At 64.3% G+C, this 26,259-nt stretch carries 24 protein-coding genes; 16 read left to right on the top strand and 8 right to left on the bottom strand.

Annotated features, from left to right (window positions below):
- Positions 1 to 9: 9 nt before the first annotated feature.
- Genes ACX1DW_RS11270 through pdxJ form a run of 5 tightly spaced genes read left to right on the top strand, consistent with a single transcriptional unit; the run spans position 10 to position 3,454 of the window.
- The gene (locus ACX1DW_RS11270) at positions 10 to 387 is read left to right on the top strand and encodes a DUF4845 domain-containing protein (protein WP_063541164.1); all 378 of its coding nucleotides are present in this window, start codon (positions 10 to 12) and stop codon (positions 385 to 387) included.
- The gene (gene rnc / locus ACX1DW_RS11265; RefSeq protein WP_125868374.1) at positions 384 to 1,073 is read left to right on the top strand and encodes a ribonuclease III; all 690 of its coding nucleotides are present in this window, start codon (positions 384 to 386) and stop codon (positions 1,071 to 1,073) included. Before ACX1DW_RS11270 ends, rnc begins: the two co-directional genes overlap by 4 nt.
- The gene (gene era / locus ACX1DW_RS11260) at positions 1,066 to 1,977 is read left to right on the top strand and encodes a GTPase Era (protein ID WP_102840695.1); all 912 of its coding nucleotides are present in this window, start codon (positions 1,066 to 1,068) and stop codon (positions 1,975 to 1,977) included. Before rnc ends, era begins: the two co-directional genes overlap by 8 nt.
- Before the next feature lie 48 nt (positions 1,978 to 2,025).
- Positions 2,026 to 2,715, top strand: coding sequence for a DNA repair protein RecO (recO, locus tag ACX1DW_RS11255; RefSeq protein WP_458993370.1), 690 nt, complete (start codon positions 2,026 to 2,028; stop codon positions 2,713 to 2,715).
- The gene (pdxJ, locus tag ACX1DW_RS11250; protein WP_038662436.1) at positions 2,708 to 3,454 is read left to right on the top strand and encodes a pyridoxine 5'-phosphate synthase; all 747 of its coding nucleotides are present in this window, start codon (positions 2,708 to 2,710) and stop codon (positions 3,452 to 3,454) included. Before recO ends, pdxJ begins: the two co-directional genes overlap by 8 nt.
- 120 nt (positions 3,455 to 3,574) lie before the next feature.
- On the opposite strand, the gene ACX1DW_RS11245 is transcribed toward pdxJ, so the two are convergent.
- Together ACX1DW_RS11245 and ACX1DW_RS11240 are read right to left on the bottom strand one after the other, a co-directional pair.
- Complete coding sequence (locus tag ACX1DW_RS11245; RefSeq protein WP_110777849.1) at positions 3,575 to 3,781, bottom strand: DUF2905 domain-containing protein; 207 nt, start codon at positions 3,779 to 3,781, stop codon at positions 3,575 to 3,577.
- Positions 3,766 to 4,719 (bottom strand): LysR substrate-binding domain-containing protein, encoded by a 954-nt coding sequence (locus ACX1DW_RS11240; RefSeq protein ID WP_458993369.1) that lies wholly within the window; start codon positions 4,717 to 4,719, stop codon positions 3,766 to 3,768. Before ACX1DW_RS11240 ends, ACX1DW_RS11245 begins: the two co-directional genes overlap by 16 nt.
- A gap of 132 nt (positions 4,720 to 4,851) precedes the next feature.
- Between ACX1DW_RS11240 and ACX1DW_RS11235 the strand changes: the two genes are divergently transcribed.
- Entirely contained in the window at positions 4,852 to 5,139 is a 288-nt protein-coding gene (locus ACX1DW_RS11235; protein WP_458993368.1) for a hypothetical protein, read from the top strand.
- Between the two features lie 15 nt (positions 5,140 to 5,154).
- Here the strand turns inward: ACX1DW_RS11235 and cmoB are convergent, their stop codons facing one another.
- From cmoB to lon, 4 genes are all read right to left on the bottom strand, one after another.
- Positions 5,155 to 6,117, bottom strand: coding sequence for a tRNA 5-methoxyuridine(34)/uridine 5-oxyacetic acid(34) synthase CmoB (gene cmoB / locus ACX1DW_RS11230; protein WP_458993367.1), 963 nt, complete (start codon positions 6,115 to 6,117; stop codon positions 5,155 to 5,157).
- On the bottom strand, positions 6,114 to 6,857 hold the full coding sequence (cmoA, locus tag ACX1DW_RS11225; protein WP_458993366.1) for a carboxy-S-adenosyl-L-methionine synthase CmoA: 744 nt from the start codon (positions 6,855 to 6,857) through the stop codon (positions 6,114 to 6,116). The genes cmoB and cmoA overlap by 4 nt, the downstream gene beginning before the upstream one ends.
- A 73-nt stretch (positions 6,858 to 6,930) precedes the next feature.
- Complete coding sequence (locus ACX1DW_RS11220; RefSeq protein ID WP_133456062.1) at positions 6,931 to 7,332, bottom strand: protease inhibitor I42 family protein; 402 nt, start codon at positions 7,330 to 7,332, stop codon at positions 6,931 to 6,933.
- A 147-nt stretch (positions 7,333 to 7,479) separates the two neighbouring features.
- The gene (gene lon / locus ACX1DW_RS11215; protein ID WP_458993365.1) at positions 7,480 to 9,867 is read right to left on the bottom strand and encodes an endopeptidase La; all 2,388 of its coding nucleotides are present in this window, start codon (positions 9,865 to 9,867) and stop codon (positions 7,480 to 7,482) included.
- 125 nt (positions 9,868 to 9,992) lie between these two features.
- Between lon and ACX1DW_RS11210 the strand changes: the two genes are divergently transcribed.
- The 3 genes from ACX1DW_RS11210 to putP (ACX1DW_RS11200) all read left to right on the top strand — a co-directional run bounded on the left by ACX1DW_RS11210 (position 9,993) and on the right by putP (ACX1DW_RS11200) (position 15,902).
- Positions 9,993 to 10,748 carry a helix-turn-helix domain-containing protein gene (locus ACX1DW_RS11210; RefSeq protein ID WP_102840703.1) on the top strand — a complete coding sequence of 252 codons (756 nt, stop codon included), beginning with the start codon at positions 9,993 to 9,995 and terminating at the stop codon, positions 10,746 to 10,748.
- Between the two features lie 263 nt (positions 10,749 to 11,011).
- Positions 11,012 to 14,173 carry a bifunctional proline dehydrogenase/L-glutamate gamma-semialdehyde dehydrogenase PutA gene (gene putA, locus ACX1DW_RS11205; protein WP_458993364.1) on the top strand — a complete coding sequence of 1,054 codons (3,162 nt, stop codon included), beginning with the start codon at positions 11,012 to 11,014 and terminating at the stop codon, positions 14,171 to 14,173.
- A 244-nt stretch (positions 14,174 to 14,417) separates the two neighbouring features.
- A complete protein-coding gene (putP, locus tag ACX1DW_RS11200; RefSeq protein WP_063541175.1) occupies positions 14,418 to 15,902 on the top strand; it encodes a sodium/proline symporter PutP in 1,485 nt (494 codons plus the stop codon).
- Positions 15,903 to 16,038: 136 nt separating this feature from the next.
- Here the strand turns inward: putP (ACX1DW_RS11200) and ACX1DW_RS11195 are convergent, their stop codons facing one another.
- Positions 16,039 to 16,263: a DUF3203 family protein gene (locus ACX1DW_RS11195; protein WP_044315209.1), complete on the bottom strand. Its 225-nt coding sequence runs from the start codon at positions 16,261 to 16,263 to the stop codon at positions 16,039 to 16,041.
- A 227-nt stretch (positions 16,264 to 16,490) separates the two neighbouring features.
- Here ACX1DW_RS11195 and ACX1DW_RS11190 point away from each other — a divergent pair, with 227 nt between their 5' ends.
- A complete protein-coding gene (locus ACX1DW_RS11190; protein ID WP_458993363.1) occupies positions 16,491 to 18,512 on the top strand; it encodes a TonB-dependent receptor in 2,022 nt (673 codons plus the stop codon).
- A 201-nt stretch (positions 18,513 to 18,713) separates the two neighbouring features.
- Positions 18,714 to 20,198, top strand: coding sequence for a sodium/proline symporter PutP (gene putP, locus ACX1DW_RS11185; RefSeq protein ID WP_458993362.1), 1,485 nt, complete (start codon positions 18,714 to 18,716; stop codon positions 20,196 to 20,198).
- A 162-nt stretch (positions 20,199 to 20,360) separates the two neighbouring features.
- On the opposite strand, the gene ACX1DW_RS11180 is transcribed toward putP (ACX1DW_RS11185), so the two are convergent.
- A complete protein-coding gene (locus ACX1DW_RS11180) occupies positions 20,361 to 21,176 on the bottom strand; it encodes a DUF1206 domain-containing protein (protein ID WP_200600001.1) in 816 nt (271 codons plus the stop codon).
- 164 nt (positions 21,177 to 21,340) lie between these two features.
- Here ACX1DW_RS11180 and ACX1DW_RS11175 point away from each other — a divergent pair, with 164 nt between their 5' ends.
- From ACX1DW_RS11175 to pcaD, 5 genes are all read left to right on the top strand, one after another.
- Positions 21,341 to 22,183 carry an IclR family transcriptional regulator domain-containing protein gene (locus tag ACX1DW_RS11175; RefSeq protein ID WP_063541179.1) on the top strand — a complete coding sequence of 281 codons (843 nt, stop codon included), beginning with the start codon at positions 21,341 to 21,343 and terminating at the stop codon, positions 22,181 to 22,183.
- 175 nt (positions 22,184 to 22,358) lie between these two features.
- Complete coding sequence (locus ACX1DW_RS11170) at positions 22,359 to 23,216, top strand: CoA transferase subunit A (RefSeq protein WP_156244484.1); 858 nt, start codon at positions 22,359 to 22,361, stop codon at positions 23,214 to 23,216.
- Positions 23,216 to 23,998 carry a CoA-transferase subunit beta gene (locus tag ACX1DW_RS11165; protein ID WP_200599997.1) on the top strand — a complete coding sequence of 261 codons (783 nt, stop codon included), beginning with the start codon at positions 23,216 to 23,218 and terminating at the stop codon, positions 23,996 to 23,998. Before ACX1DW_RS11170 ends, ACX1DW_RS11165 begins: the two co-directional genes overlap by 1 nt.
- Complete coding sequence (gene pcaF, locus ACX1DW_RS11160) at positions 23,995 to 25,200, top strand: 3-oxoadipyl-CoA thiolase (protein WP_458993361.1); 1,206 nt, start codon at positions 23,995 to 23,997, stop codon at positions 25,198 to 25,200. Before ACX1DW_RS11165 ends, pcaF begins: the two co-directional genes overlap by 4 nt.
- Before the next feature lie 178 nt (positions 25,201 to 25,378).
- The gene (gene pcaD / locus ACX1DW_RS11155) at positions 25,379 to 26,167 is read left to right on the top strand and encodes a 3-oxoadipate enol-lactonase (protein ID WP_458993360.1); all 789 of its coding nucleotides are present in this window, start codon (positions 25,379 to 25,381) and stop codon (positions 26,165 to 26,167) included.
- Positions 26,168 to 26,259: the final 92 nt, after the last annotated feature.

The following is a 26,259-nucleotide window of genomic DNA, read 5'->3' as shown; positions in this document are numbered from 1 at the left end:
GAGGTCGACATGAGTTTTGCGCGTTCGCAGAAAGGGCTGTCCATGCTGAGCTGGATCATGGTCCTGGCGGTTGTGGCATTCGTAGCCAGCACCGGGTTCAAGATGTTCCCGCACTATTTCGACTACATGTCCATGGACAAGATCATCCAGTCTGTGGAAACCGACGAAGCGCTTGAGATTCACAGCGTCGGGGAGTTCTATAGTCATGTCAGCAAGGGGATGCAGGTCAACGGCATCCAGAATATCGATCTGAAGGAAGCGCTGAAGGTCGAGATCCAGAACAATGAATTCAGGGCACACCTGAAGTACGAAAAACGCGAGCCGCTGATCCGCAATCTCGATCTGGTGGCGAACTTCGACAAAGAATATCGCCTAAGGATGCCGTGAGCACTTCGTTAGCCCGCCTCGAGCGCAAGCTCGGCTATCAATTCAAGGACCAGGAGCTGATGCTCCTGGCTCTGACGCACCGCAGCTATGCCGGACGCAACAACGAGCGTTTGGAGTTTCTCGGTGACGCCATCCTCAACTTCATTGCCGGCGAGGCACTTTTCAACCATTTTCCACAGGCCCGCGAAGGCCAGCTGTCGCGCCTGCGGGCCCGGCTGGTCAAGGGCGAGACGCTTGCCGTGCTGGCACGCGGCTTCGAGCTTGGTGACCATCTGCGCCTCGGCTCCGGCGAACTCAAGAGTGGTGGCTACCGCCGTGAATCGATTCTCGCCGATACCCTCGAGGCGCTGATCGGCGCCATCTATCTCGATGCTGGCATGGACGTCGCTCGTGAGCGGGTCATCGCCTGGCTGGCCAACGAACTTCAGGGCCTGACCCTGGTGGATACCAATAAGGATCCCAAAACCCGCCTGCAGGAGTTTCTGCAATCGCGTGCCTGTGAGCTGCCGCGCTACGAAGTGGTGGATATCCAGGGCGAACCGCATTGCCGCACCTTCTTCGTCGAATGCCAGGTGGCCTTGCTCAACGACAAAACTCATGGGCAGGGCGCCAGTCGCCGCATTGCCGAACAGGTTGCCGCAGCAGCCGCATTGATCGCCCTGGGCGTGGAGAACGGACATGACTGACGAGCAGCAACAATCCGAAGACGTCAGCCGTTGCGGTTATGTCGCGATCGTCGGCCGGCCGAACGTCGGCAAATCCACCTTGCTCAACCACATCCTCGGCCAGAAGCTGGCGATTACCTCGCGCAAGCCGCAGACGACGCGGCACAACATGCTTGGCATCAAGACCGAAGGCAACGTTCAGGCTGTCTATGTGGACACGCCCGGTCTGCACAAGAATGGCGAGACGGCGCTCAATCGCTATATGAACCGCACCGCGGCCTCGGCGCTGAAGGACGTCGATGTGGTGATCTTCGTGGTCGACCGCACTCGCTGGACCGATGAAGACCAGGCCGTGCTCGAGCGCGTGCAATACGTCACTGGGCCGCTGATCGTCGCCGTCAACAAGACCGACCGCATCGAGGACAAGGCCGAGCTGCTACCGCACCTGCGCTGGCTGGCCGAGCAGCTGCCGAATGCCGAGATCGTGCCGATCTCCGCGCAGCACGGGCAGAATCTTGAAACCCTGGAACAGCTGGTGGCCGAGCGCCTGCCCGAGGGCGAGCACTTCTTCCCGGAAGATCAGATCACCGACCGCAGCAGCCGCTTTCTCGCCGCCGAACTGGTGCGCGAGAAGATCATGCGTCAGCTTGGCGCCGAGGTGCCGTACCAGATCACCGTCGAAATCGAGGACTTCAAGCAGGAAGGCCACGTGCTGCACATCCACGCGCTGATTCTGGTCGAGCGCGACGGGCAGAAGAAGATCATCATCGGCGACAAGGGCGAGCGCATCAAACGCATCGGCCAGGAAGCGCGCAAGGACATGGAGGTCCTCTTCGACTCCAAGGTCATGCTCAACCTGTGGGTCAAGGTGAAGGGTGGCTGGTCCGACGACGAGCGCGCATTGCATTCGCTGGGCTATCAGTAACACCACCTTCGCACTCACCCGTGCGCATCGCGCACGCCCTGGCCCGCCATGCACCAGCCTGCATTCGTTCTGCACAGCCGTCCCTACAAGGAAAGCAGCGCGTTGGTCGACCTGTTCACTCCGCAGGGGCGGCTGCGCGCCGTCATGCGTGCCGCGCGGGGCAAGGCCGGCAGCCTGATCCGCCCGTTCGTATCGCTGGAAGTCGAACTGCGCGGCAAGTCCGAACTGAAGACCGTTGCCCGCCTGGAAAGCGCCGGGCCCGCCCACTGGCTCGATGGCCAGGCGCTGTTCAGCGGCATGTACCTCAACGAACTGCTGATACGCCTGCTGCCGGCGGAGGACGCGCACCCTGCACTGTTCGAGCATTACGTCGCGACTCTGCCGGCGCTGGCCGAGCACCGGCCGCTTGAGCCGTTGCTGCGGGCCTTCGAATGGCGACTGCTCGACGAGCTGGGCTATGGTTTTGCCCTCGACATCGATATCGCCGGCCAGCCGATCGACGCGCAGCGGCTGTATCGGCTGGTGCCGGACGCCGGCCTGGAGCCGGTTGTGAGCTTCCAGCCTGGGCTGTTCAACGGCGCGGAACTTTTGGCCATGGCCGAGGCCGATTGGCAGGTGCCGGGTGCGCTCGCCGCGGCCAAGCGGCTGATGCGCCAGGCTCTGGCACCGCATCTGGGCGGCCGACCGCTAGTCAGCCGCGAATTGTTCATGAACCTGAAGGAGGCCCCGCGTGACTGAAGCCAATCGAATTCTGCTCGGCGTCAACGTCGACCACGTCGCCACACTGCGTCAGGCCCGCGGCACCCGCTATCCGGACCCGGTCAAGGCCGCGCTGGATGCGGAAGAGGCCGGTGCCGATGGCATCACGGTGCACCTGCGCGAGGATCGTCGGCATATCCAGGAGCGCGATGTGCTGATGATGAAGGACGCGTTGCAGACGAGGATGAACTTCGAGATGGGGGTCACCGAGGCGATGCTCGCATTCGCCGAGCAGCTGCGTCCGGAGCACGTCTGCCTGGTCCCGGAAACGCGTCAGGAGCTGACCACCGAGGGTGGGCTGGACGTGCTCGGGCAGGAAGCGCGCATTCGCGAGGCCGTTGAGCGTCTACGTGGCTGTGGCGCGGAGGTCTCGCTGTTCATCGATGCCGACCCGCGACAGATCGAGGCGGCCGCTCGTGTCGGCGCACCGGCTATCGAACTGCACACCGGCCGTTATGCCGATGCCCACAGCGTTGCCGAGCGGGCCTGCGAGCTGGCGCGCATTCGCGACGGTGTCGAGGCCGGCCTGAGTCACGGACTGATCGTCAACGCCGGCCATGGCCTGCATTACCACAACGCCGAAGCCATCGCCGCCATTCGTGGCGTCAACGAGCTGAATATCGGCCATGCCATCGTCGCCCATGCGCTGTTCGTCGGCTTCAAGCAGGCGGTCAAGGAAATGAAGCATCTGATCCTGAGTGCGGCGGCGCGGGGCTGAGGGAATCGGAGTGTTTCGGCCTAGATGACACGCGGCGGGCGGGCTTCGATTGGTGAGGTTCGCCGGGCGTCATCCGTGGCAAGCCGGGTACCACGATAGTGCGGGGCGCCGTGTTCCACCTTAGCGGCGGAACAGGTTGATCAGTACGGTCAGCACCACGCTGAGGATCACCATCGAGGTGATCGGGATGAACACCCGGCTGCGTTCGGACTCGATGCGGATGTCGCCGGGCAATCGACCGAACCAGCTCAGCAGCCATGGGAAATAGTGCCAGGCGATGCCGAGCAGTAGCAGGGCAGCGCCCGCCACGATCATCCAGCGTGCCATTTCATTTCCTCGTTTCGCTCCAATCGCGTGGCCGGTCGTGTTCGGTATTCGACAAAGGCGGCGGTCACCTGTGCGGCCAACACCTCAACGGCTTCGCTTCGATTGCTGCCGCGTAGCAGCTTGATCTGATACTCGCCCAGTTGTGGCAACCCATACTGCCCATCCAGACGCTGCAGGGGCGGGCGAATCAGGCTTGATGGATAGGGCGCGATGGCGAGATCGGCAATCATCGCGGCCTCCTGTCCCGAAGTCTGTTCGCTGGAGTAGGCCACTCGATAGCTGCGGCCGACGCGGTCGAGGGCATCCAGCGCCTGTCGTCGCCAGGCGCAATCGGGGCTGGCCAGCGCCAGCGGCAGCGGCGCGCGCAGCGCGGCGACCCCACCACTGCGACCCGCCCAGACCAGCGGTTCGCTATGGATCGGCTCGCCCCGCGAGTCGTCCTGGCCGAGGTTGCCAACGGTGACCAGGGCGAGGTCCAGTTCGCCTGCGTCGATGCGCTCGATCATATCGATGCTGCGCGCGACCGACACATCTACTTCGACTCCGGGATGACTGCGGGCGAACAACGCCAGCAGACCGGGCAGGATGCGCGTTCCGACATCCGCCGGCGTTCCGAAGCGCACGCGCCCCTGCAGCGCTGGCTGGAGGAAGTGCGCGATGGCCTCCTCGTTGAGCTTGAGCAGGCGCCGGGCATAGCCGAGCAGTGTCTCGCCGGCCGGTGTCAGGCGCACCTGCCGTGCTTCGCGGACGAACAGGGAGCGCCCGAGAGTCTCTTCAAGCCGCTTGATCTGCATGCTGACAGCCGAGGTGCTGCGATAGATCTGCCCAGCGGCACGGGTGAAGCTGCCGCTTTCGGCAATGGCGACAAAGGTGCGCAGGACATCGCTTTCCAGCAGGGGCGTCGAAGGGGTAGTGGATTGCTCAAGTGGCTCGGGCATAGGAAGGCTTCAGTTTTTCTGAACACAGGCTTTCATATTAGTCGTTTGTTTGAACGACTGAGGCCCGCTCATCCTGTAGGCAACCGGTGGCGCCACAAGCCCGTGGCCACCGAGAGCGAAGCGGAGGTGAGCATGTCTGGTGAACGACGCGATACCCATGTACGGCAACAATCCGAGCCGCAGCTACCGGACTTCTACCTGCCGGCCATGTGGCCGCTGGATCTGCAGCGCAGCCTGCATGACTGGTTTCGCGCCTGGCGGCAGCGACGCCTGTATCGGCAATTGTTGAAGCTGGATGATCGGCAGCTGGCGTCGCGCGATCTGGATCGGCGCCGGCTCAGGGAAATGGCTAATACGCCGTTGCGTCAGTTGGTAGCGAAGCGGCGCAAGCACCGCTGCGCTGCCCGCGCCTCTCGTTGAGCGACCAACCTGCCGTCAGGGCTTGCGGGCGAGGAGTACGGCGCGCATGGGGGCCGGCAGACCTTCGACCGTTTTGCCGTGGTCTTGCGGGTCGAGGAAGTCGGGCAACGACTGGTAGCGCATCCACTCGGTGCTGCGCTGTTCCGCGATGCTGGTCACGCTGACATCCACGCAGCGCACGTCGACAAAGCCAGCGCGGCGCAACCAGCATTCCAGCGCCCTCACCGAGGGCAGGAACCAGACGTTGCGCATCTGCGCATAGCGATCCTCCGGTACCAGGGCGGTGTTCTCGTCGCCCTCGACCACCAGTGTTTCCAGCACCAGCTCGCCGCCGCGTACCAGGCAGTCCTTGAGGTCGAGTAGATGGTCGACCGGTGAGCGGCGATGGTAGAGCACGCCCATGGAAAACACCGTTTCGAAGCCTTCGAGCCTGGCCGGCAGTTCTTCCAGTGCGAACGGCAGATGCCAGACCGGCAGCTCCTGCAGGTAGCGCTTCATTGCATGGAATTGGCAGAAGAACAGCCAGTTCGGGTCGACCCCGACCACGCTGTCGGCGCCGGCACCGAGCATGCGCCACATGTAGTAGCCGTTGCCGCAACCGACGTCGAGGATGCGTTTGCCGACCAGATTCAGGTGCGGCGCAACCCGGTCCCACTTCCAGTCCGAGCGCCACTCGGTATCGACATGCACACCGAACACGTCGAACGGCCCCTTGCGCCATGGCGAGAGTCCCATCAGCGCGTCGTAGGTGGCCTGGCGCGTGGCGTCGTCACAGGTCGCGTCGAGGCGGAAGCTGTCACGCAGTTCGACCTGCACGGGCGCCAGAGCAGGCAGTGCATCGACGGCACGTTTCCAGCGCGGCAGATCGCCGTGACCGACCGCGAGTTTGGCATCCAGCTGCTGCTGAACGCCGTTGGCCCAGGCGGCCAGCGGAGTGCCGGCCAGGCGCCAGGCGAGGGGAGTCAGGTCGAGATTCATGGCAGGGCGATCAGCGAGGCGAAATTCAGGCACTGGAACCAGGGCACGACCTTGGAAAAGCCGGCATCCAGTAGCCGTTGGCGATGGGTTTCCAGGCTGTCGGGCTTCATCACGTTTTCGATGGCGCTGCGTTTCTGGGCGATTTCCAGTTCGCTGTAGCCATTGGCGCGCTTGAAGGCGATGTGCAGGTCGGTCAGCAACTGTTGCTCGTCTTCATCTTCGAAGCGCAGTTTTTCCGACAGGATCACCGCGCCACCGGGCACCAGCGCCCGGCGAATGCGGCTGAGCAGCGCCGGGCGCTGTTCCGGTGCGATGAACTGCAGGGTGAAGTTCAGCGCCACCAGCGAACTGGGCTGGAACTGCAGAGCCAGAATGTCGCCCTCAATGACCTCGACCGGCAACAGCTCCTGGAACATCGAGTCCTGCCCGTGGAGGTATTCACGGCAGCGCTCGACCATCGCCGCGGAGTTGTCCACGGCGATGACCTGGCAGTTGTCGGCAGTCACGTGGCGGCGCAACGCCTGGGTCACCGCGCCCAGCGAGCAGCCGAGGTCGTACAGATGAGTATGCGGCTGTGCGAACTGGGCGGCGATCACGCCGATGTTCTCGACGATGGTCGGATAACCGGGCACAGAGCGCTTGATCATGTCGGGAAACACCCGCACCACGTCCTCGTTAAAGACGAAGTCCTGAATGCGGGGCAGGGGCTGGGCGAACAGACGGTCGGGATCGTGACTCACGGTGTCGGGCGGCGTGTGTGAAAACGGGGCGGCATTGTAGCTGAAACCATGCTCACCGCGGGCTCCGCCCGACTCAGCGTACCTCGATACGGCAATCGAACATGCCCGCTGGCTCGGCGTCGGCCTCCCACGGACGTTGATAGGTAAGGTACAGCCTGCCGCTGCCGGACTCCTGTGCCTCGAAGCGCCAGGTCGACAGGCCATCTCCGCCGATCATGTCGCCGTCTGGATTGCTGAACACTTCGGGGCCGAGGCTGCGCAATTGCTCCGCGGCTGCTTCGTGCAGAATCCAGCGATAGCCGGTGGTCGGGTTGCTCGGCAGGCTGACGATGAGTTGCTGGCCGCTCTGCAGCGTTTGCGGGCAGCGGTTGTCGTCGCTGAGCACGACGCTGGAGGCCGCCTTGTCGTTGCTTGCGCAGGCGGCGAGCAGGGCGACGCTGGCGGGCAGCAACAGACGAGGGATGTCGAAAGGCATGATCGGCACCGGTCGGAAATGAGTTGGGAAGGATAGCCCAAAAGAGCCTGGTCGCAGGCGCGCACTCGGTCTGCGCCCGCCCCGAAGGGTGGAAGTGCAGCGCGACTTCCACCCCTCGACTACAGCTGGTCTGCATCTTGTCCCGCGTCAGAACAGCACCTTGGCCACATCGGCGAAGCGCTTGGCGAAATGCACCGTCAGGCCTTCCTTGAGATAGTTTGGCAACTCTTCGAAGTCGCCGCGATTGGCTTCCGGCAGGATCAGCTCGAAGATCTTCTGCCGCCGCGCCGCGATCACCTTCTCGCGCACCCCGCCGATCGGCAATACGTGGCCGGTCAGCGTCAGCTCGCCGGTCATGGCCACGCCTTTCTTCGGCGGCTGGTTGCGCGCCAGGGAGAGCAGCGCGCTGGCCATGGTGATGCCGGCGCTGGGGCCGTCCTTGGGTGTCGCGCCTTCCGGCACGTGCAGGTGCACGAAAGCCTGGTCGAAGAACTCCGGATCGCCCTTGAAGGTTTTCAGGTTCGAGCTGACATAGCTGTAGGCGATCTCCGCCGATTCCTTCATCACGTCACCGAGCTTGCCGGTGAGCTTGAAGCCGCGGTTGAGCGTATGGATGCGCGTGGCCTCGATCGGCAGTGTGGCGCCACCCATGCTGGTCCAGGCCAACCCCGTAATCACACCGACGCCGGAGAGCACCTGTTCGCTGCGGAATACCGGTTTGCCGAGGTAGCTTTCCAGGTCCTTCGGCGTGATCTTCAGTTCCGCTTGAGGGTCTTCCAGCAACTTGACCACCGCCTTGCGCACCAGCTTGCCCAGCTGTTTCTCCAGCTGACGCACACCAGCCTCGCGCGCATAGCCTTCGATTACCGCCTTCATGGCGCTGTCGCTGATGGTCAGGCGTTGCTTGGGCACGCCGGTCCTGTCCAACAGCTTCGGCCACAGGTGGCGCTTGGCGATGGCCAGCTTCTCTTCGGCGATGTAGCCGGACAGGCGGATCACCTCCATGCGGTCGAGCAGCGGGCCGGGAATCGAGTCCAGGGTGTTGGCCGTGCAGACGAACAGCACCTTGGACAGGTCCAGGCGCAGGTCCAGGTAATGGTCGAGGAATTCGACGTTCTGCTCCGGGTCCAGCGTCTCCAGCAGCGCCGAGGCCGGATCGCCCTGGTAGCTGCTGCTGAGCTTGTCGATCTCGTCGAGCATGATCACCGGGTTCATCACCTCGACATCCTTGAGCGCCTGCACCAGCTTGCCGGGCAGCGCGCCGATGTAGGTGCGACGGTGACCCTTGATTTCCGCCTCATCGCGCATCCCGCCGACGCTGAAACGATAGAACGGCCGGCCGAGGGATTCGGCGATGGACTTGCCGATACTGGTCTTGCCCACGCCCGGCGGGCCGACCAGCAGCACAATGGAGCCGGCGATCTCGCCCTTGAAGGCGCCGACGGCGAGAAACTCGAGGATGCGGTTCTTGATGTCATCGAGACCGGCATGGTGCTTGTCGAGCACCTTGCGCGCGCGCTTGAGGTCGAGCTTGTCCTGGCCGTACACCCCCCAGGGCAGGGCGGTGGCCCAGTCGAGGTAGTTGCGGGTGACGGCGTATTCCGGCGAGCCGGTCTCGAGGATCGACAGCTTGTTCAGTTCCTCGTCGATGCGCTTCTGCGCGGCGGGCGGCACTACCTTGCCTTCCAGTCGCGCGCGGAACTCGTCGGCATCGGCGCTCTTGTCATCCTTGGTGATACCCAGCTCGCGCTGGATGATCTTCAGCTGTTCCTTGAGGAAGAACTCGCGCTGGCGCTCGCCAATCTTGCGATTCACCTCGCCGGTCAGCTCCTTCTGCAGCCTGGCGACTTCCACTTCCTTGCGCAGCAGCGGCAGCACCTTCTCCATGCGCTTCAAGACCGGCACGGTATCCAGTACTTCCTGCAATTCCACGCCAGGCGCGGTGGTCAGCGCGGCGGCGAAGTCCGACAGTGGCGACGGGTCGTTGGGGCTGAAGCGATTGAGGTAGTTCTTCAGCTCCTCGCTGTACAGCGGGTTGAGCGGCAAGAGCTCCTTGATTGCGTTGATCAGGGCCATGCCGTAGGCCTTCACCTCGTCACGCGGGTCGTCATCGCTCTTCGGATAATCGACTTCCACCAGATACGGCGGCTTGCGCCGCAGCCAGCCGCGGATGCGCACCCGCGCCAGGCCCTGGGCGACGAACTGCAGCTTGCCGCCTTCCTGCGAGGCGTGGTGCACGCGGACCATGGTGCCGTGCTCCGGCAGGCTGTCCGGGTCGAAGGTGGCCATGTCCAGCACCGGCGAGTCGACGAAGAACAGTGCCACGCGCTGATGCGGCGTCTTCGCCACGCGTTCCAGAGTCTCGGCCCAGGGATCTTCGTTGACGATCACCGGCAACACCTGCGCCGGGAAAAACGGCCGGTTGTGCACGGGGATGATGTAGAGCTTGTCCGGCTGCTGTTGATCGGGCAGTACGAGACCGTTGGAGGAGATGATTTCCTGCTCGATATGATCCTGATTGATGTCGTCGTTCATGCGGCACCCGTTGCGAATACGTGCACCTTAGATGGGTGGTGGCGCGGATGATTTCAATCCCGTCGCGTGGGGGTGGGCACTTCATGCCGGCTTAGGTACAGTGCTTGCACGCACAGGTGCCCATCATGCTCAACGCCCGTCTGCTTCGCCTGGATGACCAGACTCACCAGCACGCCCACGACTATCACCAGCTGGTGATGTCGCTCTCTGGGCGCGCGGAATTCGAGGTCAATGGCTCGGGTGGCGAAGTCTGCCGGATGCGTGCCTGCCTGGTGCCGGGCGATGCCGACCACGGCTTCGCCGGCATGGGCGACAACCGCATGCTGATCATCGATCTCGACGAGCAGGATGTTGTCACCGATGACCCTGCGCTGTTGGCCCGCCTGTTCGAGGCGCCGCGCTATCCAGCGCTGGATGCCGACTTCCAGAACCTGTTGGCCTACGCCGGTGCCGAACTGGCGCGCTACGGCAGCGACCCGCTGCTGGCCCGGGCGCTGGGCGGCGTGCTGTTGCGGGCGCTGCACCTGCGACTGTTCGGCGAGTCCCAGCAGCGCCCGGCCGGTCCGCTCGATCTGCAGCGGCTGGACAGCCATATCCAGGACAACCTGGCGCGGCGCATCACCGTCGCCGAGCTGGCCCAGGTGGTCTGCCTCAGCCCCAGCCACTTCCACGCCCAGTTCAAGGATTGCGTCGGCCTCACGCCGCACCAGTACCTGCTCAAGACCCGCCTCGACCGTGCCGCTCGTCTGCTGCGCGAAACGCCGCTGCCGCTGGTGCGGATTGCCGAGGAGTGCGGCTTCTCCAGCCAGAGCGCATTGACCACGGCGACCCGCCGCTACCTCGGTCTGACCCCTCGCGGATTGCGCAAGTCGGACTCCTGAGCTTTCTTCAGATCGCCCTGTTTTCGGGCTCTTCAGCTGTCAGGCGCATATTCCTGCGCCATCTTGGTGCGCGTTCATTGCCGCCGTATTTCGGCGTCCGGCTTTCGTAGTTTTTCGTAAAACTTCCGTAGTTTTGCGCAAGAACGACGCGTCACGCTGCCCCTACATTCCGTGTCCCGACCTGGCTCATTGTCTTGTGCTGCACCAACAGCCTGGCCGTGGACTAGACCTATAAGCAGACACAATCACAAGAGGAGCGGCGCATGTTCAAGGCCGGTCACGTGCTGGAAGGCGCCTTCGCCAACCAGAAAGCCGCGGATTTCTTTCCCGCCATCAGCGCCAACTACGCCGTTGACGAGGCGCAATATCTCACCGAACTGCTGCAGCTCGCCGATCCCGGCGAGGCGGGCATCGCCGCCATTCGCGAGCGTGCCCGCAGCCTGATCGAAGCCGTGCGCGGACGCGACAATGCCGTCGACACCCTCGACGCGCTGCTGCGCCAGTACAGCCTGGACACCCAGGAAGGGCTGATGCTGATGTGCCTGGCCGAAGCGCTGCTGCGCGTGCCGGATGCCGCCACGGCTGACGCGCTGATTCGCGACAAGCTCAACGCCGCCGAGTGGGAACGCCACCTCGGCCAGAGCGACAACGTGCTGGTCAACTTCGCCGCCTGGGGGCTGGTGATGACCGGCAAGGTGGTCGATCCGGAAACTGCCGACGGCCGGCCGAAGAACGTCATCGGCCGCCTGCTCAAGCGCTCTGGCGAGCCGGTGATCCGCAGCGCGATGAACCAGGCGATGAAGCTGATGGGCAAGCAGTTCGTGCTTGGCCGTACCATCTCCGAAGCGCTGAAAAACGGCCGTCCCGAGCGCGAGAAGGGCTACACCTATTCCTTCGACATGCTCGGCGAGGCCGCGCTGACCGCCGAAGACGCCGCCAAGTACATGGCCGACTACCGTCAGGCCGTGGAAACCGTCGGCGCCGAGCCGCAGGTCGGCAAGGGCCCGCGTCCGTCGGTGTCGATCAAGTTGTCGGCGCTGCATCCACGTTACGAAGTCGCCCAGCGCGAGCGCGTGCTCACCGAGCTGTTTTCCAGCGTGCGCGACCTGGCTGTGCTGGCGCGTCAGCGCAATGTCGGAATCACCATCGATGCCGAGGAGGCCGACCGCCTCGAGCTGTCGCTGGAACTGTACGAAAAGCTCCTGCGCGACCCGGCCATCGCCGGCTGGGGCGAGTTCGGCCTGGTCATCCAGGCCTATTCCAAGCGCTGCCTGCCGGTGCTGGTCTGGCTGACGCTGCTCGGTCGCGAGCTTGGCGAACGCATTCCGCTACGGCTGGTGAAGGGCGCCTACTGGGACAGCGAGATCAAGCAGTGCCAGGTCCAGGGGCTGGACGGCTACCCCGTCTACACGCGCAAGGAAGGCACTGACACTTCCTACCTTGCCTGCGCGCGCTACCTGTTGTCCGAACACACCCGTGGGGTGATCTACCCGCAGTTCGCCAGCCACAACGCGCACACCGTCAGCTGCATCCTGGCCATGGCCGAGGAAACCTCGCAGCCGCGCGAGTTCGAGTTCCAGCGTCTGCACGGCATGGGCGATGCGCTGTACGACACGGTGATCGAAAAGTACACCCGCAACGTACGGATCTACGCCCCGGTTGGTGCGCACAAGGACCTGCTGCCCTATCTGGTGCGTCGCCTGCTGGAGAACGGTGCCAACTCGTCGTTCGTCCACCAGCTGGTCGACCCGCGCGTGCCGGTCGAATCGCTGATCGATCACCCGGTGAGCCAGCTGCGCAAGTTCGCTGCACTGGGCAACCCGCGCATTCCGCTGCCGCCGGCGCTGTTCGGCAATCGCAAGAACTCCCAAGGGATCAACATGAATATCCAGAACCAATGGAACGACCTGGCCAGCGCCTACCAACCTTTCCTCGAGCGCCAGTGGCAGGCTGCGCCGGTCATCAGCGGGCAGAGGCTCGCCGGAACGCCGTCCGAGGTGCGTTGCCCCTATGACCTGAACAAGGTTGTCGGCCAGGCCCAGTTCGCCAGCGCCGAGCAGGCGCGCCAGGCCGTCGATCGCCTGGCGGCTTACTGGCCGAGCTGGAATGCCACGCCGGTGGAAGCCCGTGCCGCCGTGCTGGAGCGTCTGGGTGATCTGCTGGAGCAGCACCGCGCCGAGCTGATGGCGCTGTGTACCGTTGAAGCCGGCAAGTCGCTGCAGGATGGCATCGACGAAGTACGCGAGGCGGTGGATTTCTGCCGTTACTACGCACAGCAGGCGCGGCAGAAGCTTGGCCGCGAAGAGCTGAAAGGCCCGACCGGCGAGCGCAACGAGCTTTTCCATGAAGGCCGCGGCGTGTTCGTCTGCGTCAGCCCGTGGAATTTCCCGCTGGCGATCTACCTCGGCCAGATCACCGCGGCGCTGGTGGCCGGCAACACCGTGCTGGCCAAGCCGGCCGAGCAGACCAGCCTGATCGCTGCGCGTGCGCTTGAACTGATGTTCGAAGCCGGCCTGCCGAAAGAGGCAATCGCCTTCCTGCCGGGCGACGGCGCCACCCTGGGCGGCGTGTTCTGTCGCGATCCGCGGGTGGTCGGCGTGTGCTTCACCGGTTCCACCGACACGGCGCGCATCATCAATCGCCAGCTGGCCGAGAAGGAAGGCCCGATCGCCACGCTGATCGCCGAGACCGGCGGGCAGAACGCGATGATCGTCGACTCCACCGCGCTGCCCGAGCAGGTGATCAAGGATGCCGTCGGTTCCGCCTTCACCAGCGCCGGTCAGCGTTGCTCGGCGTTGCGCGTGCTCTATGTGCAGCGTGATATCGCCGATCGTGTGATCGAGTTGCTCAAGGGTGCCATGGCCGAGCTCAGAGTCGGCCCGACCCATCTGCGCGAGAACGACATCGGTCCGGTGATCGACCAGGAAGCTCGCGAAGGCCTGCTGGCGCATATCCAGCAGCTCAAGAGCGAAGGGCGACTGATCGCCGAGGCGACCTTGCCGGCTGGTCTGAATGGTCATTTCGTGGCGCCGGTGGCCTTCGAGATCGACGGTATTCATCAGCTCAAGAAGGAGCAGTTCGGCCCGGTATTGCACGTGGTGCGCTACGACGCGGCGGACCTGGAGAAGGTCGTTGCGGCAATCAACGGCACCGGCTACGGCCTGACCCTCGGCCTACACAGCCGCAACGAGGAAACCGCCGAGCGCATCGAGCAACTGGCGCGGGTCGGCAACCTCTATGTCAATCGCAACCAGATTGGTGCCGTGGTCGGCGTGCAGCCGTTCGGCGGCTGTGGTCTGTCGGGCACCGGTCCGAAGGCGGGTGGCCCCAGCTATGTGCTGCGCTTCGCCAACGAGCGGACCACCTCGACCAACACCACTGCGGTGGGCGGCAACGCCTCGCTGCTGTCGCTCGGAGACGACTGAACGCATTCACGCTGTACCACCGGGTGAATGGTCTTGATCGTTCACCCGGCGCATCACGCTAAACCTCCCGGCCGCTCTGGCAGCCGGAACACAACAACAATTGGACAGTTGGCGGACGCTCTTCCGCCACTGACGGGTCCGGTTGGGCCTGTCACAGGTGATGGCCTTTTCGCTATCGCCCTCTGCCAAGGTGCCGCGTGGGTCTTCTCGCGTTGCGCCGAACAACAACTAACGAGGGACACACATGAGCATCAGTACACCCACGCTGATCACCTTTCTGATCTACATCGCGGCGATGATCCTGATCGGTTTCGTCGCTTACCGCGCCACCAAGAACTTCGACGACTACATCCTCGGCGGCCGCAGCCTCGGCAGCTTTGTCACTGCGCTGTCGGCTGGTGCCTCGGACATGAGCGGCTGGCTGCTGATGGGCCTGCCCGGTGCGATCTTCGTCGCCGGCCTCTCGGAAAGCTGGATCGCCATCGGCCTGATCGTTGGCGCCTGGCTGAACTGGCTGTTCGTTGCCGGTCGCCTGCGCGTGCACACCGAGCACAACCACAACGCGCTGACGCTGCCGGATTACTTCTCGCACCGCTTCGAGGACGAGAGCCGCATGCTGCGGATCTTCTCCGCGCTGGTGATTCTGGTGTTCTTCACCATCTATTGCGCCTCGGGCGTGGTCGCCGGTGCGCGGCTGTTCGAGAGCAGCTTCGGTGTGCCGTACGAATACGCACTGTGGATCGGCGCCGCGGCGACCATCCTCTATGTGTTCATCGGTGGCTTCCTCGCGGTGAGCTGGACCGACACCGTGCAGGCAACGCTGATGATCTTCGCGCTGCTGATCACCCCGGTATTCGTCATCCTCGCCCTGGGCGACATGGGCGCCGCGATGGATACCATCGCCACCCAGAATCCGGCGGCTTTCGACATGTTCAGCGGGCTCTCCTTCGTCGCGATCATCTCGCTGCTGGCCTGGGGCCTGGGCTACTTCGGCCAGCCACATATCCTGGTGCGCTTCATGGCCGCCGACTCGATCAAGACCATCCCCAACGCCCGCCGCATCGGCATGGCCTGGATGATCCTGACGCTGGCCGGTGCCGTGGCGGTGGGCTTCTTCGGTATCGCCTACTTCGCCGGACACCCGGAACTGGCCGGGCCGGTTAGCCAGAATGGTGAGCGTGTTTTCCTCGAGTTGGTGAAGATCCTGTTCAACCCGTGGGTCGCCGGCATCATCCTCTCCGGCGTCCTCGCTGCCGTAATGAGTACCCTCAGTGCGCAGCTGCTGGTCAGCTCCAGCGCCCTGACCCAGGACTTCTACAAGGCCATGCTGCGCAAGAGCGCCTCGCAGACCGAGCTGGTCTGGGTCGGCCGGGCGATGGTGCTGCTGATCGCGCTGGTCGCCATCGGCATCGCCTCCAACCCCGACAGCAAGGTGCTGGGTCTGGTGTCCTACGCCTGGGCCGGTTTCGGCGCGGCGTTCGGCCCGGTGGTGCTGATCTCGCTGCTGTGGAAGCGCATGACCCGCAACGGCGCGCTGGCCGGGATGCTGGTCGGTGCCGTCACCGTGGTGGTGTGGAAGGAATTCATCGGGTTGGGTCTGTACGAGATCATCCCGGGCTTCATCCTCGCCAGCATTGCCATCTATGTGGTGAGCAAGCTGGGCGCCGAGCCGGCCCCGAGCATCGTCAAGCGCTTCGAGGAAGCCGACGCGGATTACCACGCCGGCTAAGACCAGTGTCGGAGTGTCGCCCCGGCTCGAAAGCTGAAGTCGAAGCGGGGCGCACTTCCAAAGGCTGCAGAGGATTTTGCTGCGAGCACCTACAAAAAACCCCGGCTAGCCGGGGTTTTGCTTTTCTGCCGCAGTTTCAGTCGTCCGCGACCAGATTGGACCGGTCATCCACCGCGCCCGCGGCGATCAGATGCTCGGCTTCGTCTTCCGGCACATGGATGCTTGCGCCGTCGATATTCATCACCGACATCCGCGCCTGTGGATCGGTGGTGATGCGTACGTCCATCAGGGCGCTGCGGTGCGTATTGCCGTTGATGACCACGCAGCAGGTACCCGTGGTGGTGTCGATGTCTACGGTCATGATCTATCTCCCGAAGCGGTGCAAAAGCCGCGCGCGGTTCGCCCGGCGTTTCCATGTCGACCACGAACAGGGTTCATCCGTTGTACCTGTTACTGGAAAAACAGGCTTAAACGTTACGATATAACATGTTAGATTCTCGCCCGGCGAAGCTGGCACCGCTACCGGATGCCGGCGCACAGCCGTCTTCGGTTGCCTCGGAAGGCAACCGCCATTGTCTGGAGAGTCACATGAAACTGAAGCGTCATCCCCTGGCCTGGGCGATCAGCCTGGCCCTGGTTCCGGCTGCCTGGGCGGCCGAGCCGGTCGAACTGCAATCCGTCGTGGTCAGCGCCAGCGGTCTAGCCAAGCAGAGCCATGAAATGACCACGCCGGCTGCCGTGATGGAGGGAGATGAACTGGTGCTGCGTCGCGAGGCAACGCTGGGTGAAACCTTGGAAAGCCTGCCCGGAGTTCGCTCCAGCAGCTTCGGCGCCGGTGCGGCGCGCCCGGTGATTCGCGGGTTGGACGGCGCTCGGGTCAAGGTGCTGAGCGATGGCGTGGAGCTGCTCGACGCCTCGACCATCAGCCCCGACCACGCGGTGACCAGCGAGCCGTTACTGGCCGAGCGCATCGAGGTGCTCAAGGGGCCGGCGACCCTGCTCTACGGTGGCGGCGCCATCGGCGGGGTAGTCAACGTGATCGACAAGAAGGTACCCACCCGCGTTCCGGAGAAGGGCTACGAAGGCGAGCTGGAGCTACGCGCCAACAGCGTCGCCAACGAAGGGGCAGGGGTGTTCGGTATCACTGCTGGCAGCGGCAACTTCGCTGTCCGCGCCGAGGGCACCAAACGCCAGGCCGACCCCTATGAAATCCCCGGCTCGCCGGACAAGCAGGAAGGCTCCTACAACGACACCGACAGCTTCAACCTGGGCGCAAGCTTCATCGGCGAGCGCGGTTACATCGGCGCCGCCTACGGTGAGCAGAACAATCGCTACGGGCTGCTGGCCCATGAGCACGCCGATTGCCATACCCACGGCAGCGACTGGCACTGCGGTGCCCATGATGATCACGACGATGACGACGACCATGATCATGACGAGCATGGCAGCGTGCCTTATGTCGACATGCGCCAGAAGCGCTGGGATCTGCGCGGCGAGCTGAGCGATCCGCTGCCGGGCTTCGAGCTGGCGCGGCTGCGCATCGGCCACAGCGACTATCAGCACAAGGAAATCGAAGGCGGTGAAGTGGGCACCCGCTTCAACAATGACGCCACCGACGCCCGCCTGGAACTGACCCATCAGCCGCTGTTCGGCTGGCGCGGCGTGCTCGGCGCACAGACCCTGCGTCGTGACTTCGAAGCCCTCGGCGAGGAGGCCTACGTGCCGCAGACGCTGACCCGCAACCACGGCCTGTTCCTGCTCGAGGAATACACCGCCGGCTCCTGGCGCTATGAACTCGGCCTGCGCCACGAATGGCAGGACATCGATGCCGATGGCCGCCCGGATACCGATCACAGCGGCACCTCGATGTCCGCCGGTGCGGTCTGGACCTTCGCTCCGCAGTACTCGCTGGGCTTCTCGCTCACGCGCTCGCAACGCCTGCCCAGCGCCGAAGAGCTCTACGCCAACGGCCCGCATGCCGCGACCCGCACCGTCGAGCTGGGCAATGTCGACCTGGAGGAGGAAACCTCGCACAACGCCGAAATCACCCTGCGCAAGTTTGCCGGCCGCACGACCTTCAGCCTCAGCGTTTTCCGCAACGAGGTAGATGACTTCATCTATGCCGCCGACACTGGCAACGACATCGGTGGCGGCTACCGCGAGATCGAGTACCGCCAGCAGGACGCCGTGCTCACCGGGGCGGAGGGGGAGGTGCGCTTCCAGGCCACCGACGCCACCGCGTTCACCCTCTTTGGCGACCACGTGCGCGGCAAGCTGCGCGACGGCGGTGGCGACCTGCCGCGTATCCCTGCCGATCGCCTGGGTGTGCGGCTGGACCAGAGCTTCACCCCGGCACTCAATGGCCAGCTGGAGTTCTATCGGGTGCAGCGCCAGGACGAGCTGGCCGACTACGAAAGCGAAACCGGGGGCTACAACATGCTGGGCGCCAGCCTCGGTTATAGCGGCTTGCTGAACCAGACCGATTACCTGCTCTACCTCAAGGCCAACAACCTGCTGGACGAAAAGGCCCGTCAGCACACCTCCTTCATCAAGGATGAGGTGTTGTTGCCCGGTCGCAACCTGACCGTAGGCGTGCGCCTGGCGTTCTAAGGCGGACAATTGCCTTGCAGCACTGACGAGGGCCGGCAGCTACTGCCGGCCCTCGTTCATTCTGGCAGGCAGAACCTCGCGGTCACGCGCAAGTACGCGGATGACGCGCTATTCTTGCGCCCCTCGATTGTTCCGTTGCGGGTGCCGGTCGTTGTCCGCGCTGGCGATGGAACGTCAGGACCAACAAGGAAAACAAGTCCCATGAACGTCAGCACACCCACTCTGATCACCTTCGTGATCTACATTGCGGCGATGATTCTGATCGGCTTCATCGCCTACCGCGCCACCAAGAACTTCTCTGACTACATCCTCGGCGGCCGCAGCCTCGGTAGCTTCGTCACGGCGCTGTCGGCCGGCGCCTCCGACATGAGCGGCTGGCTGCTGATGGGCCTGCCCGGCGCGATCTTCGTCGCCGGCCTGTCGGAAAGCTGGATCGCCATCGGCCTGATCATCGGCGCCTGGCTGAACTGGCTGTTCGTCGCCGGGCGCCTGCGCGTGCACACCGAGCACAACCACAACGCGCTGACCCTGCCGGACTATTTCTCGCACCGCTTCGAGGACGAGAGCCGCATGCTGCGGATCTTCTCCGCGCTGGTGATTCTGGTGTTCTTCACCATCTACTGCGCCTCGGGCGTGGTGGCCGGCGCGCGGCTGTTCGAGTCCACCTTTGGCATGCCCTACGAGTACGCGCTGTGGGTCGGCGCGGCGGCGACCATCCTCTATGTGTTCATCGGGGGCTTCCTCGCGGTGAGCTGGACTGACACCGTACAGGCCACGTTGATGATCTTCGCGCTACTGATCACCCCGGTGTTCGTCATTCTCGCCCTCGGCGACATGGGCACCGCGATGGCCACTATCGAAGCGCAGAACCCGGCCAACTTCGACATGTTCCGCGGGCTGTCCTTCGTCGCGATCATTTCGCTGCTGGCCTGGGGCCTGGGCTACTTCGGCCAGCCGCACATTCTGGTGCGCTTCATGGCCGCCGACTCGATCAAGACCATTCCCAACGCCCGTCGCATCGGCATGACCTGGATGATCCTGACGCTGGCCGGTGCCGTGGCGGTGGGTTTCCTCGGCATCGCCTACTTCGCCGATCACCCGGAGCAGGCCGGTGCGGTGAGCCAGAACGGCGAGCGGGTGTTCATGGAGCTGGTGAAGATCCTGTTCAACCCGTGGGTGGCCGGCATCATACTCTCCGGCGTGCTGGCGGCGGTGATGAGCACCCTCAGTGCGCAACTCTTGGTCAGCTCCAGCGCGCTGACCCAGGACTTCTACAAGGCCATGCTGCGCAAGAACGCCTCGCAGACCGAACTGGTCTGGGTCGGTCGCGGCATGGTGCTGTTGATCGCGCTGATCGCCATCGGCATCGCCTCCAACCCGGAGAGCAAGGTGCTCGGTCTGGTGTCATACGCCTGGGCTGGCTTCGGCGCGGCGTTCGGTCCGGTGGTGCTGATCTCGCTGCTGTGGAAGCGCATGACCCGCAACGGCGCCCTGGCCGGCATGCTGGTGGGGGCGGTCACCGTGGTGGTGTGGAAGGAGTTCATCGGTCTGGGGCTGTACGAAATCATCCCGGGCTTCATCCTTGCCAGCATCGCCATCGTCGTGGTGAGCAAGCTGGGCGCCGAGCCGGCAGCCAGCATCGTCAAGCGCTTCGAGGAGGCGGATGCGGATTACCACGCCGGTTGATGACCGGAGTGGATGCGCGCTCGTGGTGGGCTGAAGCCCACCCTACAAAAAGCGGACGTGCACAACCGTCGTGCCAGTCCTGCGTAGGGTGGGCTTCAGCCCACCGCTACGGTCGATCCGATTCAAGGCGTCAGGATCCAGCCCGGCCCACCGCCAATCCACTCAATCCATCACCTCGGACAAATCGATCCGCCGCCAGCGCGCTTCGGCGAAGCTGTACAGGGCAAAGGCCAGCAGTCCGGCGCCGACGGCCAGCAACATCACGCCACCAGCTGGCATGCCCTGCAGAGCTTCCAATGCTTCCTTGAGGCCCGGCGGGTCGGTCGGTTCGTAACGGCTGCCGCCCATGAACAGCAGGCCGGCGATGATCAGGAAGGCGCAGCCGCGTGCCGCCAGGCCGATGCGTGAGACCGGGCGAACCAGGCGCATGGTGCCCTCGTCGCACTGGAAGTAGCGCTCGAAATGCGCGCGCCAGGCCTTGATCAGGTGGGCGATGCCGACGCCGAGCGGGATCAGCGCGATCGCCCAGATCAGCCAGTGCGAATGTTTCAGGCCCAGCAGCCGCATGAGGCTGTCGGTGCTGTCGCTACCGGAACCGCCGCCGCTCTCGGCGAAACGGTCCAGGCCGCTCACCAGCAGGCTCAGGGTGAACAGCGCAAGCAACAGATTCACCACGCCGCTGCCGACTAGGCCGGCACGTACCAGCAGGCCCTTGGCATCGTGGCCGTGCCGGTCGGTATCGCCAATGCCTTGGGTTAGGCGCCAAGCCACATGCGCCAGCAGGCCGATCACCACCAGCCAGAGCAGCACCGCGCCGAAGGGTTGCCCGAGCAGTTGTTGTACTGCGCCGCGGGTATCCACGGTGTCGCCCGCGCCCAGCGCGGCCATGAGCGCAAAAAAACCGACGATCACGTAGACCACGCCACGCGCGGCGTAACCGCTGCGTGCCAGCCAGACTACTCCGCGGGTCACATCCATCCAGTGTCCTCCGTTGCGTCATGAGTGTGTTGCCGTATGAGGCCGCCTGGTCAGTAGACGCCGGGGCGCCGGCTCGGTTCGGCCGTTGCTACACTCACACAGCTGGCGATAATCGGCCTGCATGTCGATAATCGCCCATCCACTACATGTCCAGGTTCACGCCAATGACCGACGATCAGCGTGCTCATTCTCCGTCGATGGCACCGCCCATCGTCGCCTCGCCGGCCAAACGCATCGAAGCGCTGACCGGCGATCCGAACTTCATGACGTCGCTGGCCCGCGGTCTGGCAGTGATCCACGCCTTTCAGGAACGCAAGCGTCATCTGACCATCGCGCAGATCAGCCATCGCACCGAGATCCCCCGCGCCGCCGTGCGCCGCTGTCTGCATACGCTGATGAAACTCGGCTACGTCACCACCGACGGGCGCACCTATTCGCTGCTGCCCAAGGTACTGACACTGGGCCACGCCTATCTGTCGTCCACGCCGCTGGCCGTGACTGCCCAGCCGATCCTCGACCGTCTCAGCGAACAGCTCCATGAAGCCTGTTCGATGGCGACCCTGGAAGGTGACGAGGTGCTCTATGTGGCGCGCTCGGCGACGCCGCAGCGGCTGATCTCCGTGGACCTTTCGGTAGGTAGCCGGCTGCCCGCGTACTGCACCTCCATGGGCCGCATCCTGCTGGCGGCACTGGATGATGCGGCGTTAGACGAGTATCTCGACCGTGCCGATCTGCAGATCAAGACGAGCCGCACCTTGCACACACCCGAAGCGCTGCGCGAGAGCATCAAGGAGATTCGCCGGCAGGGCTGGGTCATCATCGACCAGGAACTGGAAGTAGGGCTGCGCTCGCTGGCGGTGCCGCTCAAGGATTCCGCCGGGCAGGTGCTCGCAGCGCTCAATGTCGGCACCCACGCCGGTCGCGTATCCCGTCAGGAACTGGAGACCCGTTTCCTGCCAGTGCTGCTGGAGGCCAGCCGGGAACTCAGTACCCGCTTATTCCACTGAGACGGTCGTGGCAGGCTTCGGTGCCTCAGCATGCACGCGCATTGGGTGCAAACCGCTCTTCGTAAGTTGTTCGTTAATCGAACGATATGTCGATTATCGGATTGTGACGCCTTGCCGTGGTCGTTAATGTTTTCGTCAACGCGCAGGTTGCGCACCGAAGACTAGAGACCGACTCATGGCTGAACTTCTCACACTTCGCGAAGCCGTCGAGCGCTTCGTTCACGACGGCGACACGGTCGCCCTGGAAGGCTTTACCCACCTCATTCCGACCGCCGCGGCTCACGAGATCGTGCGTCAGGAGCGCAAGGACCTGACCCTGGTGCGGATGACACCGGACCTGGTCTACGACCTGCTGATCGGCGCCGGCTGCGCGAAGAAGCTGATCTTTTCCTGGGGCGGCAACCCCGGCGTCGGCTCGCTGCACCGCCTGCGTGATGCGGTGGAGAAGGGCTGGCCGCAGCCGCTGGAGATCGAGGAACACAGCCACGCCGATCTCGCCAACGCCTACGTGGCCGGTGCGTCCGGCCTGCCGTTCGCCGTGCTGCGTGCTTACGCCGGCTCCGACCTGCCGAAGGTCAACCCGCTGATCAAGTCGGTCAGCTGTCCGTTCACCGGCGAGGTGCTGGCCGCCGTGCCGAGTGTGCGCCCGGACGTCACCGTGATCCACGCGCAGAAGGCCGACCGCAAGGGCAACGTGCTGATCCAAGGCATTCTCGGGGTGCAGAAGGAAGCCGCGCTGGCCGCCAAACGTTGCATCGTTACCGTCGAAGAAATCGTCGACGAGTTGAACGCGCCGATGAACGCCTGCGTGCTGCCGACCTGGGCGCTGACTGCGGTCTGCCTGGTGCCGGGCGGCGCGCATCCTTCCTATGCGCACGGCTATTACGAGCGTGACAACCGCTTCTACCAGGCCTGGGACCCGATTGCCCGCGACCGCGAGGCGTTTACTACCTGGATCGATACCTACATCCGCGGCACCGAAGACTTCGCCGCCTTCCAGCGCAAGCTGGCCCAGCAGCAGGAGGCCAACTGATGAGCGCCTACAGCACCAATGAAATGATGACCGTCGCCGCTGCCCGCCGCCTCGGCAATGGCAGCGTCTGCTTCGTTGGCATCGGCCTGCCGTCCAAGGCTGCCAACCTGGCGCGCCTGACCCATGCTCCGGAGGTCGTGTTGATCTACGAATCCGGCCCGATCGGCGCCAAACCTTCCGTGCTGCCGCTGTCCATCGGTGATGGCGAACTGGCCGAGACCGCCGACACCGTGGTGCCGACTGGCGAGATCTTTCGCTACTGGTTGCAGGGTGGGCGTATCGACGTAGGCTTCCTCGGCGCGGCGCAGGTGGACAAGTACGGCAATATCAACACCACGGTGATCGGTGACTACCATCAGCCGAGAGTGCGCCTGCCAGGTGCCGGCGGCGCGCCGGAGATTGCTGGCAGCGCCAAGGAAGTGCTGATCATCCTCAAACAGTCGCATCGCACCTTCGTCGACAGGCTTGCCTTCATTACTTCCGTTGGTTTCGGCGAGGGCGGTGAGCACCGCAAGCAGCTGGGCCTGCCCGGCAAGGGCCCTGTCGCGATCATCACCGACCTGTGCATCATGGAGCCGGAAGCCGGCACCAACGAGTTCATTGTCACCGCGCTGCACCCGGGCGTGACCCGCGAGCAGGTGGTGGAGAACACCGGCTGGGCGATCCGCTTCGCCGAAACGCTCGGTACTACCGAAGCGCCTCGCGCCGAGGAACTGGAAGCGTTGCGCGCCCTGGAAGCCCGCACAGCCGCTGCCCACGGCCAGCAAGGAGGAGAGGAATGAGTCGCGACGTATTCATCTGTGATGCCGTACGCACCCCCATCGGCCGCTTTGGCGGCGCGCTGGCTGGCGTGCGGGCTGACGACCTGGCGGCAATTCCGCTCAAGGCGCTACTCGAACGCAACCCTGGGCTCGATCCAGCGGCGGTCGAAGAGGTGTTCATGGGCAGCGCCAACCAGGCCGGCGAGGACAACCGTAATGTCGCGCGCATGGCCGCGCTGCTCGCCGGGCTGCCGGAGACGGTGCCGGGCGTGACCCTCAACCGTCTCTGCGCATCGGGTATGGACGCGGTGGGCACAGCCTTCCGCGCCATCGCCAGCGGTGAGCTGGAGTTGGCCATTGCCGGCGGCGTCGAGTCGATGTCCCGCGCGCCCTATGTGATGGGCAAGGCCGACACGGCGTTCGGCCGCACCCAGAAGATCGAGGACACCACCATCGGTTGGCGTTTCATCAATCCGAAAATGAAGGAGCTGTACGGCGTTGACGCGATGCCGCAGACCGCCGACAACCTCGCTGACCAGTGGCAGATCAACCGCGAGGATCAGGACGCCTTCGCCCTGCGCAGCCAGCAGCGTACCGCCGCCGCCCAGCAGGCCGGCTTCTTCGCCGAGGAAATCGTCCCGGTGGTGATCAAGGGCAAGAAGGGCGAAACGATCGTCGATACTGACGAGCACCCGCGTGCCGACACCACCGCTGAAGCGCTGGCCAAGCTCAAGCCGGTCAACGGCCCGAACAAGACCGTCACCGCCGGCAACGCCTCGGGCGTCAACGACGGCGCGGCGGCGATGATTCTCGCCAGCGCCGAGGCGGTGCAGAAGTACGGCCTCAAGCCGCGCGCCCGGGTTCTCGGCATGGCCAGTGCCGGCGTCGCCCCGCGCATCATGGGTTACGGCCCGGTACCGGCGGTGAAGAAGCTGTGCGAGCGGCTGAAGCTGGCGGTCAGTGACTTCGCCGTCATCGAACTGAACGAGGCCTTCGCCGCCCAAGGGCTGGCGGTGACCCGCGACCTCGGCCTGGCCGACGACGATGCCCGCGTAAACCCCAACGGCGGCGCCATCGCCCTCGGCCATCCGCTGGGCATGAGCGGCGCGCGCCTGGTGCTGACTACTGTCCATCAGCTGGAGAAATCCGGCGGTAAGCTCGGTCTGGCGACCATGTGCGTCGGCGTAGGGCAGGGGCTGGCACTGGCCGTGGAGCGGGTCTGACAGCTGGTGCCTTATAGGTTGCTCGCGGCGGCAGTCGTCTGCCGCGAGCCTATGAGGGTGGCTGGTTCACACGACCCATCTCTGCGACATGCGAGCGGATACCTACAAAGCTGCCTGCGTGATTGGCCAACACTTGGAGGTGGGCGGCCTGATCGAACAAACGAAAGAGAGGACAACAATGCCGAGCGTGAAACTGGCCGATGTCAGCCTGAACTACCGATTCGATGGTGCGGAAAATGCTCCTGTACTGGTGCTCTCCAATTCACTGGGCACCGACCTGCGCATGTGGGACGACCAGGTTGCGGCGTTCGCCGAGCACTTTCGCGTCCTGCGCTACGACACTCGGGGACACGGCGGCTCCAGCGTGACGCCTGGTCCCTATAGCATCGAACAGCTGGGCCAGGATGTGCTCGGCATGCTGGATGCGTTTGGTATCGAGCGCTTTGCGTTCTGTGGTCTGTCCATGGGCGGGCTGATCGGCCAGTGGTTGGGCATGCATGCGGGCGAGCGTCTACAGCGCCTGGTGCTCTGCAACACCGGAGCAAAGATTGGCACTGATGAAGTGTGGAACGCTCGGATAGACAGCGTCCTGGCCGGCCGCGAACAGACCATGCGGGACATGCGTGATGCATCCATTGCGCGCTGGTTCACCGCCGAGTTCGCCCAAGCCAACCCGGCAGTTGCGGCACGCATCACCGACATGATCGCCAGTACCTCGCCGGACGGCTACGCTGCCAACTGCGCGGCGGTGCGCGACGCCGACTATCGTGGGCAGCTTGCCGCGGTCAAGGCACCGACATTGATCGTTTGCGGCGCCAAGGACCCGGTTACGACCGTCGAACACGGCGAGTTCATCCAGGCAAACATCCCAGGCGCCGAACTGGTCGCCTTCGAGGCTGCGCATCTATCCAACGTCGAAGCCGGCGATGCCTTCACACAGCGAGTGCTGACCTTTTTGCGCGGCTGAGGACTGTGATGGGCTAGAAGAAAACCGACCGTTGAGCCCAATCGTAGTCAGGGCTCAACGCATGTCGCCGCCACAAATGAAAAGGCCCTGCG

The organism is Stutzerimonas sp. KH-1 (assembly GCF_054483855.1).
This window is presented reverse-complemented; position numbering and strand designations above follow the sequence as displayed.